We start from the raw sequence: 14,091 nt of genomic DNA on the forward strand, positions 1-14,091 counted from the left end.
AGCGACCTATTCGGCCGGATCGGGCGCCGCATTGGCGGCGTCCAGTTCGCGTTCCAGCCTGGCCTCTTCCTCGGCCTTGGGCTGGGAGAAGCGGGCCAGCAGCAGATAGGCGGCCGGGGTCAGGTAGAGCGTCGAGATGGCGGCAAAGCTGAGGCCGCCGACCATGACCCAGCCAAGGGCGGACCGGGCTTCGGCGCCGGCACCGGAGGCCAGTACCAGCGGCAGGCCGCCCAGAATGGTGGCGATCATGGTCATCATCACCGGGCGCAGGCGGATATTGGACGCCTCCTCAATGGCTTCATGCACCGACATGCCCTTGTCGCGCAGCTGGTTGGCAAATTCAACGATCAGGATGCCATTCTTGGCCATGATTCCGACGACCAGGACCAGCCCGATCTGGCTGAAAATGTTCAGACTCCCTCCCGTGACCAGGAGGGCATAGAGCCCCGCAGCGACGCCGAACGGCACCGTGGTCATGACGATGACCGCGCTCCACAGGCTCTCGAACTGCGCCGCCAGCACCAGCAGGATGATGACGAGGGCAAAGCCGAAGGTTATCAAGAGCCCATTATTGGCCTCGCCGATGGTGCGCGCCTCGGCCAGCGGGATGATCGAGACGCCTTCGGGCAGCAGGTCTCGCGCCATGTCGAGGGTTTGGTAATAAGCGTCGCCCAGGGCGATGCCGCCACCGTCAAGGCTGGCCGTCACCGGCACGGCGCGGCGCTGCTGCTCGCGGCGCAGCGACGGCGGAACGGCCGATTCCTCGATGCTGGCAATGGTGGACATGGGCACGTAACGGCCATCGCCGGTTTTGATGAAGAGGCTTTCCAGATCGCGCGGATCGTTGATCGGGTTGCTGGTCGAGACCATGCGCACGGTGTAGCTGGTGTCGTTGATGAAGACATTGCCGATATCGCTGCCATCGATCATCGCCTGCATGGTGGCGCCTAGGCCATTGATGTCGACGCCGAGGGCATCGGCCTTGGCGCGATCCACCGTCAGGGTAAGCTGCGGCTGGGTCGTGTCGAAATTGACGCTGACGCGGCCGAAACGGCCGTCCTCGTCGAGGCGGTCGGCAATAGCCTGGGCCGTGTCGGCCAGCACGGCATAGTCCGAGCCCACCACGGCAAATTGCAGGCCCGAGCCGCCGCCGCGAATGCCGAGGCTATTGCCCTGGCGGATCGAGGCATTGACCCCGGGCACCTGGGTCATCAGCGCATTGATCTCGTCGGCGATTTCGGCCTGGCTGCGCTCGCGCTCGCCCCAGGGGGCCAGGGTCAGGGTCATGAAGCCGCCGGTGCCGAAGCCGGAGAGCACAAACAGCGATTGCACCTCGCCGCTCTCGACATAGGGCTGCAGCAGGGCTTCGACCGTCGTCATCTGGGTGCGCACGTAGTCCAGGCTGACCGTACTGGGCGCAGATATGCGCAGCGACAGCTGCGAACGATCCTCGGGCGGGGTGATTTCCTGGCGCAGGTTGCCATAGACGAACCAGGACGAGCCGGCAAAGAGCAGGGCGATCAGCACCACGACGAAGGGATTGGCCAAGGCGATCTTGAGGGTGACGCGGTAGAATCGCGCCAGGGCTCGGCCAATGGCGCCGACGACGCCGCCATGCTGGTGGGCGGTATTGGCCTTGAGGAAGCGCGAGGCGATCATCGGGCCCATGGACAACGCCACCACCGAGGATAGCAGCACCGCGATGGCCAGGGTAAAGCCGAACTCGCGGAACAGCCGGCCGGTCTGGCCTGCAAGGAAAGACAGCGGAATGAACACCGCCGCCAGGGTTAGCGTGGTGGCTATGACGGCGAAGAACACTTCCTGGGTGCCCAGCACGGCCGCGGCGCGTGGCCCGGCACCCATGGCCTTGCGGCGGACGATATTCTCCAGCACCACGATGGCGTCGTCGACGACGAGGCCGGTGGCCAGCACCAAGGCCAGCAGGGTGATGATATTGAGCGAGAAGCCGGCCATGTAGATGCCGGCAACGGCGCCGAGCAGGGCGATGGGCATGGAGATAGCCGGCACGATGGTGGCGCGCCAGTCGAGTAGGAAGAGGAAGATGATCGCCACCACGACGACCAGCGAGACGACCAGCGCGATCTGCACCTCATGCAGTGCGCCATCGATGAAGATGGCGTCGTCGCTGGAGACCTTGATGTCGACGCCGGCGGGCAGGGTGTCGTTGAGCACGTCGACCGCGGCGTGCACGCCTTTGGAAATCTCGATGGTGTTGGACTGCGCCTGACGGACAATGCCCAGGCCGATGCCGGGCTTGCCGTCCGAGCGCAGAGCCGAGGTGCTGGCGGCGGCGTCGAAGACCACGCTGGCGACGTCACCCAGCCTTGTGCGGCCATTGATGATGATGTTCTCGAAATCGGCGGCCGTGGTGACCTCTGAAATGGCGCGTACGGTGATGTTCTGGTTGGGGCCGTTGATCGAGCCGGCGGGGGTGTCGAGCGCAATGGTCGCGAGGCCGTTACGGATATCGGCAACGGTCAGCCCGCGGCTGGCCAGCTTGAGCGGGTCGACATCGACCTCGAAGGCCGTGCTGCGCGTGCCATAGACCTGCACCTCGGCGACGCCGGGCACGGCGCCGAGGCGCTCGGTGATCAGAGTCTCGACCAGTTCGCTCATCTGGGCGATTGACAGCGTGTCGGAGGTCACGGCCAGCTGCAATACGGCCTGGGCATCGTTGTCGGCCTTGAAGATGGTGGGATCATCGACCCCCTCGGGCAGGTTGCGGGTGCTGCGGCTGAGCGCATCGCGGACGTCGGAGGTAGCGACGTCGAGATTGGTGCCGTCGGAGAATTCCAGCGTCACCCGGCTATTGCCGGTGGACGAACTCGAGGAAATCGAGGTGACGCCCTGGACGCGGGCCACGGCGCCCTCGATGACGGCGGTAACCTCGCGGTCGACGGTCTCGGCCGCGGCGCCGTCGAAACTGGTGGAGATCGACAGCACAGGCTGCTCGACGCTGGGCAGTTCGCGGACTTCCGCGCCGAGCAGGGCGGCGAGGCCCGCCACGACGATCAGCGCGTTGATGACCACGGCCAGCACTGGCCGGCGGACGAAAAGGGCTGCCAGGGTGCCGCCGCGCTCGTTTTTCTGTTCAATCGACATGCGGGGCTCCTTGGCGGGGCTAGTTGGCCGGGGCGGCAGCGGTGTCGGCACCGCCCGTGCCGTCGGGACCGCTGAGCAAGGCCACGTCGGCGCCGTCGCTCAGCTGCAGGATGCCCTCGGTGATGATGGCGTCGCCGGGGGCCAAATCGGCCTGGACCAGCACGCCATCGCTGTTGCGCTGGACGATCTGGGCCGGGACGCGCACCGCCTTGCCGTCGACATATTGCCAGACATAGGAGCCCTCGGCGGACCAGAGGATGGCGAGCGGGTTGACCGTGGGGTAGTCCTCGCCGGCAAAGCTGAGCGCCACCGAGAGCGAGAGGCCCGCGCGCAGGGCGCCGTCGGCATTGGGAATTTCGGCCTGGACCTGCAGCGTGCGGCTGGCCGGGTCGATGCGGCTGTCCACGGCGCGCACCGTGCCGGCGAAGGTCTGGCCGGGCAGGGCGATGGCCGAGACGGTGACCGGCATGTCCAGCGCAATGGCGCCAGCATAGCGCTCGGGCACCCAGAAATCGACGCGAATGGCCGAATTGTCGTCAATGGTGGTGACCGGGGTCTGGGCGGCGACGTAATTGCCTGGGGTCACCTGGATGAGGCCGATGGTGCCGGCAATGGGACTGGTCATGGTGCGGCGGGCCAGCGCCACCTCGGCATTGCGCAGTTCGAGATTGGCATTGTCGGCGGCCAGTTGCGCGGCGGTCAGCGCCGTGGTGGCGACGAGGCTGGAACTGGCGAGGCCCTCGGTGCGAGCCAAAGTGGCATTGGCGTCGTCGGCGGCCAGCCGGGCGCGATCATAGCCGATCTGCTCGTCGGCCGATTCGAGGCGGGCCAGCACATCGCCCTGGGCGACGACCTGGCCGGGCCGCACGAGGACTTCGGCGAGGGTGCCGCCGGCCGGCGCGGTGACGGTGACCGAGCGGGCGGCGCTGCCTTCGCCGATGGCGGTAAGGCCGGCATTGATGGTGGCGAGGGTCACCGGCGTGGTCACCACATTGGTCTGCCGAGCGCCGCCGGGACGGCCGCCCGGACCGCCGGGGCCTCGGGTGCCGGGTGCGGCAGCGCTGGTGGCGTCGGCCGTGGCAAAGGGCAGTGTGATGCCATAGCTGGCCAGGGTCTGGCCGGCGCTGGGGACGAAGACGATCCAGGCGATGGCGGCCGCCGCCAGAATGACCAGGGACGCCAGAATTTGCCGTATCAAACCAGAACCTCGGAATGTCAGGGAGACCGGCATGCCGGCGAACAGATGGTGAGGGTAGCAGGGCGCAAACGCCGGCAACATTACAATGTCGTAAGGTGCCATCACGCAATGATTATCGGGACGTCTGGCCGATCACCAATGCGGGAGCGCAAGACTATTTTAGCGGTTTGCGGTGCAGGCACGGGGAATGTCCGATCCGGAGTGACCCATGCGCAAATCCTCAATCGCCCTTGCCGTCGGCCTCATGCTGGCCGGGCCCGTCCTGGCCGAGAGCTGGCACTATGAGGGCGGGGCGACGCCCATTGCCTATATCGACAATGGCCCGGCGCAGTTCCAGTTCGCCTGTCGCGGCGGCCAGCTGGCCATGGGCTTCTGGGTGCGGGCACCCGAGGCCTCGGTCGCCAGTGCCAGTGCGCTCAGTCTCGCCATCACGCCCGACCCGGCCAAGGGCAGCACGGTTTCGGCCGGTAGCGCGGCGACGCTGTTTGCCCAGGACATGCCGCTGATCCATCTCGAAGGCAGCTCGGCCATCGTGCGCGGCCCGGTGGCCCGGCAATGGGCGCGGATTGCCCAGGGCGCCGGCACGGAGCTGCGCGTCGCCTTTGTGCGCCAGGCCGGCAGCGGGCTCGAGGTCTTCGACAGCCAGGTGTTCGGCGCCAAGGGCTCGAAGTCGACCATTGGCCAGGTGCTGGGCAAATGCAGCTAGGTCAGCTTGTGCCGCGTTGAAGCGGCAGCACAAATGACCTATCTCAGAGCCCATGGCCAAGCCCCGTACCCTTCCTGACGTCCCCATGCTCTCCAAGCAATGGGAGCTGCCCTCTGCCGCCACGCTGGGATCGGCCGTGCGCGCGAAGGGCATCCTGCTCGAAATGCGGGCGCGGCTGCCGCAGCCGCTGCGCAAGGCGCTCGATATTGTCGCCGGCACGCTGACCCTGGAGCTGCCCAAGGCCGATGCGGCAACGTTCCGGGCCGTGGCCGAGATCGTGACGCGGGGCCTGGTCGGCATTGAAAGCCTGCCGGTCATTCCGCGCGAGATCGAGGATATTTTGTCGATCAAGACCTCGGAACGCCATCGCTGGCTCAAGGACGGCAGGCTGCCCAGCGCCGGGACGCGGACGGTGCGGCTGGCCGGGCGGGCCAAGCAGATCACCTTTCACGTCTTTGACCCGCGCGTGGTGCGCGACCTGCTCGACAGCGACCAGATGGATGCCTGGCGCGAGGAGGATGTCGAAACCCGCCGTGAGAACCGGCAGCGCGCCCTGTGGAACGCCAAGCTGAAGCGGGCGGAAAAGGCCGGCAAGACCGCGCCGGTCGCCAGCGAGGACGATCCGGGCTTGGCCGGCTGGGCTGCCTTCATGCGCGAGGGCCTGCTGCGCTGATCGGGCGGCCGGGCAGGCGGAAGCGCCGCCTGGATGCGGTTGTCACGAGATAGCGAGCCCCGAGGCGATTTTCGCCCCTGGTAAATTTAAAAAATGAGACGGAAACCGCCTCGGGGCGCCGGTTTTTGGAACTGTTCGGCGGCACGGGATCGCTCGTCCTCGCACGGCCGTCTTGGAACCTGTGGAAGAGGCGTCCTCCACCCGGCCCACCCCACCACTGTTCGCCTGCAGGCCGCTGCGTGGGGTGATGGGGGAAGTATGGCACGGGGTCTGGGGGCGGGGACAAGTTTGATTGGCCCGTGCTTCAGGCCCGTGCCAAGCTGGTGGTAAAGCCGCCGACAGGGGAGGACAAGCCATGGAAGAGGTAAAAGGCGGCTGCCGCTGCGGCGCGGTGCAACTGGTGGTGCGGGGCGAGCCCCTTCGGGTCGGGATCTGCCATTGCCTCGATTGCCGCAAGCAGCATGGCGCGCTGTTCTACGCCGCCGCCATCTTCCCGCAACAGGCGGTGACCATTACCGGGGAAACCCGCGCCTATCACGGCCGCCACTTCTGCCCGGTCTGCGGCAGTCCGCTCTTTGCCCGCTCGGGCGACGAAGTGGAAGTCCATCTCGGCACGCTGGACGCGCCGGACCAGTTCACCCCGACCTATGAGTGCTGGACGGCGCGGCGGGAGAAATGGCTGCCGGCGTTTGCGGGGATGACGGGGTTTGTGGGGGATCGGGAGGGGTAGGGGGCGGTCACCCAAGCCATTCCCGACCGCGATGTCATCCCCGCGAAAGCGGGGACCCATCCCGAGATCAAGCCACAGCCGCAGGTGGACAGGCCCGACCACCTAGCGGCCGTTCAGACATCTCAGGATGGGTCCCGGCTCAAGGCCGGGATGACACCGGAGGTGGGGCGCGATCGGTGCAAAGGCCGCGCCCCGTCGGTGCAGGGCCCTCGGGTCAAGCCCGAGGGAGACGCGCGGTGGGGGTGGAAGCGTCAGCGGGTTTACCACCCTTGGGATTGAACCAGTTCCCCCTGGCGAGCCGGTGCCGCACGTAATCCTGGTAGGCTTGGGGTGACAGCGGGGTCTTTGACGTGTGCCGCCTGGTGTTGCAGAACCAGCAGGCTGCGACGATGTTTTCCGCCACATCCTGGCCGCCGTCACATTGCGCCAGCAGGTGCTCGGCGGTGCGCCTGTTTGGCCGCTTGTCCGTCGCGGCGGTCATGCGGCGGCCACAATACCAGCACAGCCCGCCCTGGCGGTCAAAAGCCTCGTCACGGAGTTTGTTGAGTTTCGACATGGATAACTTTCAAGATCAAGGATGATGATCCAGAAAGTTGCCGCACCCTTAGGGGCGCTCCTGCACTCGGCCGCTATTGAAACGGGCAACGGACGGGGCATATACCCCAACCCTGATGTGTGCCCGATCAGATTAGGGGAGCAAATGCTGGTGCGCAAGACCCCACTGTGGCTGGCACCCGCACTAGAAACGAGGCGGCAGAAAACTGTCCGTTTGACGACCGGCGGCGCGCCATAGCTTGCGACGGGCGTCCGCCGTTTCGAGGTGCCGATATTTGCCGCCCGAGAATTTTGGCCAGTCCAGCGCCAGGCCGCAGCGGACCAGTTCGGCCGCCAGATCGCTGCCATCAGGCAAGTAGCACTCCGCCACGAGGCGGTCATAGGACAATTCGGGACGTATCCGCGCCGTTATTGTCTGGCCCTTGCACATCTGCACCAGCGCCCATTTTGAGCGTTGCCCCCAGGGATGATCGAGTTCGGGTGCATCAATGCCGGCAAGCCGGATGCGTTGTTTGTTGATAACGATGGTGTCGCCATCGATGACCCAACACTGGCCGCGCAACACCGTTTCCGTTTGCGCCGGCTGACGTTGGAACGGCACCACCTCGCTAGGATAGCGCCGGGTCTGGCGGATGCGTGGGCGACGGCGCCGGAACAACCGGACGAGCATCCAGAATAGTCGCATTTCTCCCCCGGTATCCGCCTCTCCCTGGGAAAATAGCGCACACAGCTAAACGAATACTATCGCCAAGTTCTCGTATTGAGGTGGCATGCGGCTGGTACTTTAGTGCGGGGCGGAGGATTGGGCCCCGCCAGAGCAGCTAACGCCTGGTGACAACCTGCTCATGATTATTTCCCAGCAGACGAAATATTGATCGCAATGCTGATCGAGACGACGGTACAGTGCAGGATATTATGCGAGGGGGACAGGATGAATTATTCGATTTTGCTGACGTGTCTGGCGTCAATCTCGCTTTCTGCCTGTGCGAGCAGTTCTGTTACGCAGCTATCGAGCAATACTGCAGTTATCTCGGCATCGGCAGCGCCCATTTGCCGGACCACCGGGGCCGCAAGTGTCGCTAACCAGATGGCGGCGATCGCCACGATCAAGGCGGGCTATAACCGGTTTATAGTGGGCGGCTTTGGCACGATGAACAACACGCGTGTCGTTTCGACCGGGCCGACCTACGCCACGACCAGCGGGTCGTTCAATCGCTTTGGCAACAGCGTGTACGGCACGACCAACACCACCTATGGCGGTAGCAGTACCTTTCTCGCCGGCAGCAATGAGGCAGAGATGCAGATCACCATGCTCAATCCGGGCGACGTTGGCTACGAACAGGGCATCGACGCCCGGGCGGCATTGGGTCCGGACTGGCAGAAGAAAGTGGATGGCGGGGTCAACAACTGTTTCTGAGCTTCGTCAGGGTACATTAATCGTCATTGCCAAGCGTTTCAATCGCCCTGATCTTGAGCAGTGATAGCCGTTTACCACGTAGTTCCTTCCGCGTCGGCGAGCGGCTTGGGCATGGCGAGGTGACTACTGTCGCCCTGCTCGCACCGCTGCAAGGTTTAGCCACGCAGGCATATTTTTCCAAACGTCGTCGCGACGCGCATCGTATCTGAAGACCCCATGATCCAGCGGAATGACGTATCCTATGGCAGGTTCGGGTAGATATTTCGGCAACGGTACAGCCAAGGTATAGTTGGCATATCTGTCCCAAGACCAATGCCGTTGTTCATCTACAACCCGCATGTTCTTTTCGAACAGCCTGAACGTGCCATCTTGCATCTTGCCAACTGCCATATAGGCGAGGGGGTTGGGACCAAGCGGATGCGGATATCGGTCTTTGTGATGGTTGATCGAATTGATGTCGACCGCCAGCAGACCCTTTCCCTCGATTACGCTCCGTGCAATCTCATATCGAACCCAGGGCCGTAACCAGGTGTTTGAGCCAATAAGAACACAAGTGACAGAGGTGTTTTTCACCCCTTCACGTATCAACTGCTTAAGAGAATCCGGATTGGTGCGCTCACTATTTTCCCAAAGGCTTCTGTCATAGTGGGATTGCGGCACTTCGAGGATTTTTGCTTTGAATTGCTCAGCGTGCCTTACATTATTTACGCGGATGACGTCGCCATAGTGAAAGGAGTAAAAGACACTTCGCTTGATTGTGGGCAGAGGGGGTATCGCTGTGTCCGCGGTAATGCCGCCCCAGAAGCTCAATGGCTTCATTGGCGGTTTGGCTGTCTGGTGCCCGAGCGCCTCTGCCAAGGCATTCCGGGGTGGAGGCGAGGGCGGCGCGGGAATTCCGTTCAGGAACGATAGTGTGTTCACGGGACGCGGCAGCGAAGGCCGCATGAGTGCAACCGCGATGGCGTTGCGCCTGCGTTGTTCTTCCGCTTCGATTTCTGCAACGAGCGCCAATAGATTTAGACCCGACATGGCTCACCCCACAATTCGCGCGATGAAGATGACAAGTATCATTAGGGCCGGATAGACGCCCATCACCGGGTTTAAGACTCCGATCTTCAAGGTATCAACGAGGCCGGCCTTGAAAGGGCGGTAGTCCATCGTGAACTCCTCAACGTCTTGGCCGCGCCTGATAGCGTCGAAAAGTCCGCGATAGGCTCTCTCTATGCGGAGGTAAAAAGCGTCAAGGAACCAGAAGATGGCCAAAGGTAAAAGGGTCACGAGCGCTACAGTCGCTGAATTTCCGCCCTGCTCGGACTGTGATGCAGTCAAGGCAACGATGGCGGACGCGACTGTTGCGGCGACCGACTTTAGTGCAAGAGAGTTCGACGCCATGCGACCGATTACCTCCTGCACCATGACAAGATGAGAAATCTTGGCTTCGTTCATTGTGCCTGAATACCCCTACATCCCGCCGCTATCAGTGCTCTTTGTCACGGGGTGGATTTGGGTCATGGCCGGGAGCAATAGTGTCTTTGCTCCGTATCTTGCCGTCCACGCCCTTGGTCGTCAGTTCGCCACCGCCTTGTTTTTCTAGCAGGCGTTTACCGGCAGCAATTGCGTCCTTCTGGGTGTCGTGGATCGACGTTGCACGATCAGCGTCGTTCCGCTTGTTGGCCCACGTACCATCCGGTCGTCTGGAGATGGTTCGGTCTCGATCTTTGCTCATTATGATATCCTACTTTCGTACCCCATTTGTTCGACTAAGTAGAAGGTTGCGGCGCAAGCGCGCCGCAACCAGAGACGTTGTTTGACTAGTCCTCAGCTACAGCCAGTCGTCGTCCCGCACGTGTCGCACTTCAGGCACGTGCCGTTCCGCACCATGGTGAAGTTATGGCACTCGGTGCACTGGTCGCCGGTATAGCCCTTCATCTGGGCTTCGGCGCGCAGGAGACCAGAGTCCTTGCTCGGCGGCGGGCTCGGGATCGGGTTGAGCTCGGCGGGGGCGAAGGCGGAAGGCGAGAGCTGGGTCTCGATCTTGAGGGCCGTGGCGGTCTTGAGGGCGGTGATGGTCGAGGTCTGCATGGCCTGGACGGGATTGTACGGGTGATCGCCGGAGACGATCATCAGGGACTTGTTGGTCACGCGACCACGGGTCATGCCGCGCGAGACAAACCGATCGGCCTGCATGGGCGCTGCCGGGGCAGGGGTGGAACGGCCGCCCTTGCCTTCGTCATTGCCCTTGCCCAGCGAAGTCGGGCTTTCGGGATTGACGTGGGCCAGGTCGTCGCGGTCGAGATAGGAGACGGCCAGTTCGCGGAACACATAGTCGAGGATCGACGTGGCGTTCTTGATCCGGTCATTGCCCATGACCATGCCGGCGGGCTCGAAGCGCGTGAAGGTGAAGGCCTCCACATATTCGTCCAGCGGCACGCCATATTGCAGGCCCAGCGAGATGGCGATGGCGAAGTTGTTCATCATCGCACGGAAGGCGGCGCCTTCCTTGTGCATGTCGATGAAGATCTCGCCGAGGCGACCATCGTCATATTCGCCGGTGCGCAGATAGACCTTGTGGCCACCGACCACGGCCTTCTGGGTATAGCCCTTGCGGCGATCGGGCATTTTCTCGCGGTCACGGATGACCGTTTCGACAATGCGCTCGACAATGCGCTCGGCGACATGGGGCACGCGGGCGGCAGCCGACAGGGCCGCCATTTCCTCGGCCTGGTCCTCGTCCTCATCGTCATCGGCCGCAGCCAGGACGGATGAGTTCAGAGGCTGGCTCAGCTTGGAGCCATCGCGATAGAGCGCATTGGCCTTGAGCGCCAGGCGCCAGCTCAGCATATAGGCCTGCTTGGCGTCTTCCACGGTCGCATCATTGGGCATGTTGATGGTCTTGGAGATGGCGCCCGAGATGAACGGCTGGGCGGCCGCCATCATCAGGATGTGGCTTTCGATCGAGAGCGAGCGCTTGCCGATCTTGCCGCAGGGGGCGGCGCAATCGAATACGGGCAGGTGCTCGGCCTTGAGGTGCGGGGCGCCTTCCAGCGTCATCGCGCCACAGACATGGATATTGGCGGCCTCGATGTCCTTCTTGGAGAAGCCCAGGAAGGGCAGCAGGTCGAAGGTGAAATCGCCGAGCTGCTCGTCGGTGACGCCCAGGCTCTTCAGAAAGTCCGCGCCCAGGGTCCACTGGTTGAAGATGAACTTGATGTCAAAGGCCGAGGCGGTCGCGGCGTTGAGCGCGGCGATCTTCTCGTCGGTAAAGCCCTTGGCCTTCAATGTTGACGGATTGACGCCGGGGGCCTGGTTGAGATTGCCATGGCCGACCGCATAGGCCTCCATCTCGGCAATGTCGGATTCCGAATAGCCCAGGGTGCGCAAAGCCGGCGGCACGGCGCGGTTGATGATCTTGAAATAGCCGCCACCGGCGAGCTTCTTGAACTTGACCAGAGCGAAATCGGGTTCGATGCCTGTCGTGTCGCAATCCATGACCAGGCCGATGGTGCCGGTTGGGGCGATCACCGAGACCTGGGCATTGCGGTAGCCATGCTTTTCGCCGAGCGCCAGGGCATTGTCCCAGGCGAGCTTGGCGCGTTCGCTGAGCGCCGCGTCGATCAGCGAGGCGTGGTCGAGCGGCACCGGCTTGATCGAGAGGTTTTCATAGCCCTCGGCATGGCCATGGGCGGCATTGCGATGGTTGCGGATGACGCGCAGCATGTGCTTGGCATTGCGCTTGTAATCCTTGAACGGGCCCAGCTCCTTGGCCATTTCGGCCGAGGTGGCATAGGAGACGCCGGTCATTATGGCGGTGACGGCGCCGGCAATGGCGCGGCCTTCCTTGCTGTCATAAGGAATGCCCGAGGTCATCAGGAAGCCGCCGATATTGGCGTAGCCGATGCCGAGGGTACGGTATTCGAACGAGCGTTCGGCAATGGCGCGGCTGGGGAACTGGGCCATCATCACCGAGATTTCGAGCACGATGGTCCAGAGGCGCACGGTGTGCTCATAGGACGATGTGTCGAAGGAGCCATCGGCATTGCGATAGGGCAGCAGGTTGACCGAGGCCAGGTTGCAGGCGGTGTCGTCGAGGAACATATATTCCGAGCAGGGGTTCGATGCATTGATCGGACCGGCTTCTGGCGAGGTGTGCCACTCGTTGATGGTGGTGTGATACTGGATGCCGGGATCGGCCGAGGCCCAGGCGGCGTAACCGACCTGTTCCCAGAGATCGCGGGCCTTGAGCGTCTTGGTGACCTTGCCGGACTGGCGGGCTTTGAGATCCCAGTCGCCATCGCCTTCGACGGCGCGCAGGAAATCATCGGTGACGCGCACGGAATTGTTCGAGTTCTGGCCCGAGACGGTCAGATAGGCTTCGCTGTCCCAATCGGTGTCGTAGACCGGGAATTCGATATTGGTGTAGCCCTGCTTGGCGAACTGGATGACGCGGAAGATGTAGTTCTCCGGCACCAGGGCCTTCTTGGCAGCGCGGACTTCGCGCTTGAGGGCAGGGTTCATGGAGACGTCAAAGCAGTCGTCGCCACTGCCTTCGCAGTTGACGGCAGCCTTCATGATCAACTTGAGGTGTTTTGAGACAACCTTGGAGCCGGTGACGAGAGCGGCAACCTTCTGCTCCTCTTTCACCTTCCAGTTGATGTATTCCTCGACATCTGGATGATCAATGTCCAGCACCACCATCTTGGCGGCGCGACGGGTCGTGCCACCCGACTTGATGGCGCCCGCTGCACGGTCGCCGATCTTGAGGAAGCTCATCAGGCCGCTTGACTTGCCGCCGCCGGAGAGGCGTTCGCCCGAGCCGCGCAGAGCGGAGAAATTGGTGCCGGTGCCCGAACCATACTTGAACAGACGGGCTTCGCGGACCCAGAGGTCCATGATGCCGTTTTCATTGACCAGGTCATCGCTGACCGACTGGATGAAGCAGGCATGCGGCTGGGGATGCTCGTAGGAGCTCTTGGAGCTCACCAGCTTGTGGGTGAAGGGGTCGACATAGAAATGGCCCTGGCCGGGGCCATCAATGCCATAGGCCCAGAACAGGCCGGTATTGAACCACTGGGGCGAGTTCGGCGCGACGCGCTGGCTGGCCAGCATGAAGGCGAGTTCGTCAAAGAAGGTTTTTGCATCTTCTTCAGAGTCAAAATAACCGCCCTTCCAGCCCCAATAGGTCCAGGTGCCGGCCAGGCGATCGAAGACCTGGCGGCTGTCCATTTCCGAACCGTAGCGCTCATTCTCGGGCAGCTTGGCGAGCGCAGCTTCGTCAGGGACGGAGCGCCACAGCCAGGATGGGACGGAATTTTCCTCGACCTTCTTGAGCGCCTTGGCGACGCCGGCCTTGCGGAAATATTTCTGGGCAATGATATCGGCCGCCACCTGACTCCAGGAAGCGGGCACGGCAATGTCTTCGAGCTTGAAAACGACAGAGCCATCGGGATTGCGAATCTCGCTGGTGGCCGAGCGGAATTGCAGACCGGCATAGCGGTCCTGATTGGCAGTCGTGAACCGGCGTTCAATGCGCATAGTCGTCTTAGTCCCCAATGTAACGGGCAGATGCCCGCGAGCCGAAAAACCCGGCTTCAAACCCAAATCTGTTTTGACGCGTCACCAACCGAGCCCGTGGCCGGGCTCGACAAACATGCCTGTGCCCCCGAATGGCGCCGGTCTGATGCCAGCGCTC

The 14,091-nt window shown here is 63.0% G+C and carries 12 protein-coding genes; 4 read left to right on the forward strand and 8 right to left on the reverse strand.

Annotated features, from left to right (window positions below; all coding sequences use genetic code 11):
- Positions 1–6 precede the first annotated feature (6 nt).
- The gene (locus GDR53_RS18640; protein ID WP_193335913.1) at positions 7–3,123 is read right to left on the reverse strand and encodes an efflux RND transporter permease subunit; all 3,117 of its coding nucleotides are present in this window, start codon (positions 3,121–3,123) and stop codon (positions 7–9) included.
- A 19-nt stretch (positions 3,124–3,142) separates the two neighbouring features.
- A complete protein-coding gene (locus GDR53_RS18645) occupies positions 3,143–4,321 on the reverse strand; it encodes an efflux RND transporter periplasmic adaptor subunit (protein ID WP_193335914.1) in 1,179 nt (392 codons plus the stop codon).
- Between the two features lie 208 nt (positions 4,322–4,529).
- Here GDR53_RS18645 and GDR53_RS18650 point away from each other — a divergent pair, with 208 nt between their 5' ends.
- The 3 genes from GDR53_RS18650 (at position 4,530) to GDR53_RS18660 (ending at position 6,430) form a co-directional block, all read left to right on the forward strand.
- Positions 4,530–5,027, forward strand: a complete 498-nt coding sequence (locus GDR53_RS18650) for a hypothetical protein (RefSeq protein WP_193335915.1) — start codon at positions 4,530–4,532, stop codon at positions 5,025–5,027.
- 52 nt (positions 5,028–5,079) lie between these two features.
- Positions 5,080–5,700 carry a hypothetical protein gene (locus tag GDR53_RS18655; protein ID WP_193335916.1) on the forward strand — a complete coding sequence of 207 codons (621 nt, stop codon included), beginning with the start codon at positions 5,080–5,082 and terminating at the stop codon, positions 5,698–5,700.
- Positions 5,701–6,055: 355 nt separating this feature from the next.
- The gene (locus GDR53_RS18660; protein ID WP_193335917.1) at positions 6,056–6,430 is read left to right on the forward strand and encodes a GFA family protein; all 375 of its coding nucleotides are present in this window, start codon (positions 6,056–6,058) and stop codon (positions 6,428–6,430) included.
- Between the two features lie 214 nt (positions 6,431–6,644).
- Here GDR53_RS18660 and GDR53_RS18665 read toward each other — a convergent pair whose 3' ends face one another.
- Together GDR53_RS18665 and GDR53_RS18670 are read right to left on the reverse strand one after the other, a co-directional pair.
- Positions 6,645–6,986: an HNH endonuclease gene (locus GDR53_RS18665; protein WP_193335918.1), complete on the reverse strand. Its 342-nt coding sequence runs from the start codon at positions 6,984–6,986 to the stop codon at positions 6,645–6,647.
- Positions 6,987–7,169: 183 nt separating this feature from the next.
- Complete coding sequence (locus GDR53_RS18670) at positions 7,170–7,670, reverse strand: thermonuclease family protein (RefSeq protein WP_210321363.1); 501 nt, start codon at positions 7,668–7,670, stop codon at positions 7,170–7,172.
- Between the two features lie 246 nt (positions 7,671–7,916).
- On the opposite strand from GDR53_RS18670, the gene GDR53_RS18675 reads away from it, so the two are divergent.
- Positions 7,917–8,402: a hypothetical protein gene (locus tag GDR53_RS18675; RefSeq protein ID WP_193335919.1), complete on the forward strand. Its 486-nt coding sequence runs from the start codon at positions 7,917–7,919 to the stop codon at positions 8,400–8,402.
- A gap of 123 nt (positions 8,403–8,525) precedes the next feature.
- Here the strand turns inward: GDR53_RS18675 and GDR53_RS18680 are convergent, their stop codons facing one another.
- The 4 genes from GDR53_RS18680 to GDR53_RS18695 all read right to left on the reverse strand — a co-directional run bounded on the left by GDR53_RS18680 (position 8,526) and on the right by GDR53_RS18695 (position 13,934).
- Positions 8,526–9,431 (reverse strand): TIR domain-containing protein, encoded by a 906-nt coding sequence (locus GDR53_RS18680; RefSeq protein WP_193335920.1) that lies wholly within the window; start codon positions 9,429–9,431, stop codon positions 8,526–8,528.
- Between the two features lie 3 nt (positions 9,432–9,434).
- Positions 9,435–9,848, reverse strand: coding sequence for a hypothetical protein (locus tag GDR53_RS18685; RefSeq protein ID WP_193335921.1), 414 nt, complete (start codon positions 9,846–9,848; stop codon positions 9,435–9,437).
- 31 nt (positions 9,849–9,879) lie between these two features.
- Positions 9,880–10,128 carry a DUF2188 domain-containing protein gene (locus tag GDR53_RS18690; protein WP_193335922.1) on the reverse strand — a complete coding sequence of 83 codons (249 nt, stop codon included), beginning with the start codon at positions 10,126–10,128 and terminating at the stop codon, positions 9,880–9,882.
- 92 nt (positions 10,129–10,220) lie between these two features.
- Entirely contained in the window at positions 10,221–13,934 is a 3,714-nt protein-coding gene (locus tag GDR53_RS18695) for a vitamin B12-dependent ribonucleotide reductase (protein WP_193335923.1), read from the reverse strand.
- Between the last annotated feature and the right edge of the window lie 157 nt (positions 13,935–14,091).

The sequence above is a fragment of the Devosia beringensis genome (genome assembly GCF_014926585.1).
Classification (GTDB): Bacteria; Pseudomonadota; Alphaproteobacteria; order Rhizobiales; family Devosiaceae; genus Devosia; species Devosia beringensis.

Excerpts from the sequence above, each read along its gene's own strand:
- GDR53_RS18655 (WP_193335916.1), top strand. The coding sequence starts at position 5,080 with ATGGCCAAGCCCCGTACCCTTCCTGACGTCCCCATGCTCTCCAAGCAA.
- GDR53_RS18690 (WP_193335922.1), bottom strand. The coding sequence starts at position 10,128 with ATGAGCAAAGATCGAGACCGAACCATCTCCAGACGACCGGATGGTACG.
- GDR53_RS18680 (WP_193335920.1), bottom strand. The coding sequence starts at position 9,431 with ATGTCGGGTCTAAATCTATTGGCGCTCGTTGCAGAAATCGAAGCGGAA.
- GDR53_RS18650 (WP_193335915.1), top strand. The coding sequence starts at position 4,530 with ATGCGCAAATCCTCAATCGCCCTTGCCGTCGGCCTCATGCTGGCCGGG.
- GDR53_RS18665 (WP_193335918.1), bottom strand. The coding sequence starts at position 6,986 with ATGTCGAAACTCAACAAACTCCGTGACGAGGCTTTTGACCGCCAGGGC.
- GDR53_RS18670 (WP_210321363.1), bottom strand. The coding sequence starts at position 7,670 with ATGCGACTATTCTGGATGCTCGTCCGGTTGTTCCGGCGCCGTCGCCCA.
- GDR53_RS18685 (WP_193335921.1), bottom strand. The coding sequence starts at position 9,848 with ATGAACGAAGCCAAGATTTCTCATCTTGTCATGGTGCAGGAGGTAATC.
- GDR53_RS18675 (WP_193335919.1), top strand. The coding sequence starts at position 7,917 with ATGAATTATTCGATTTTGCTGACGTGTCTGGCGTCAATCTCGCTTTCT.
- GDR53_RS18695 (WP_193335923.1), bottom strand. The coding sequence starts at position 13,934 with ATGCGCATTGAACGCCGGTTCACGACTGCCAATCAGGACCGCTATGCC.
- GDR53_RS18640 (WP_193335913.1), bottom strand. The coding sequence starts at position 3,123 with ATGTCGATTGAACAGAAAAACGAGCGCGGCGGCACCCTGGCAGCCCTT.
- GDR53_RS18660 (WP_193335917.1), top strand. The coding sequence starts at position 6,056 with ATGGAAGAGGTAAAAGGCGGCTGCCGCTGCGGCGCGGTGCAACTGGTG.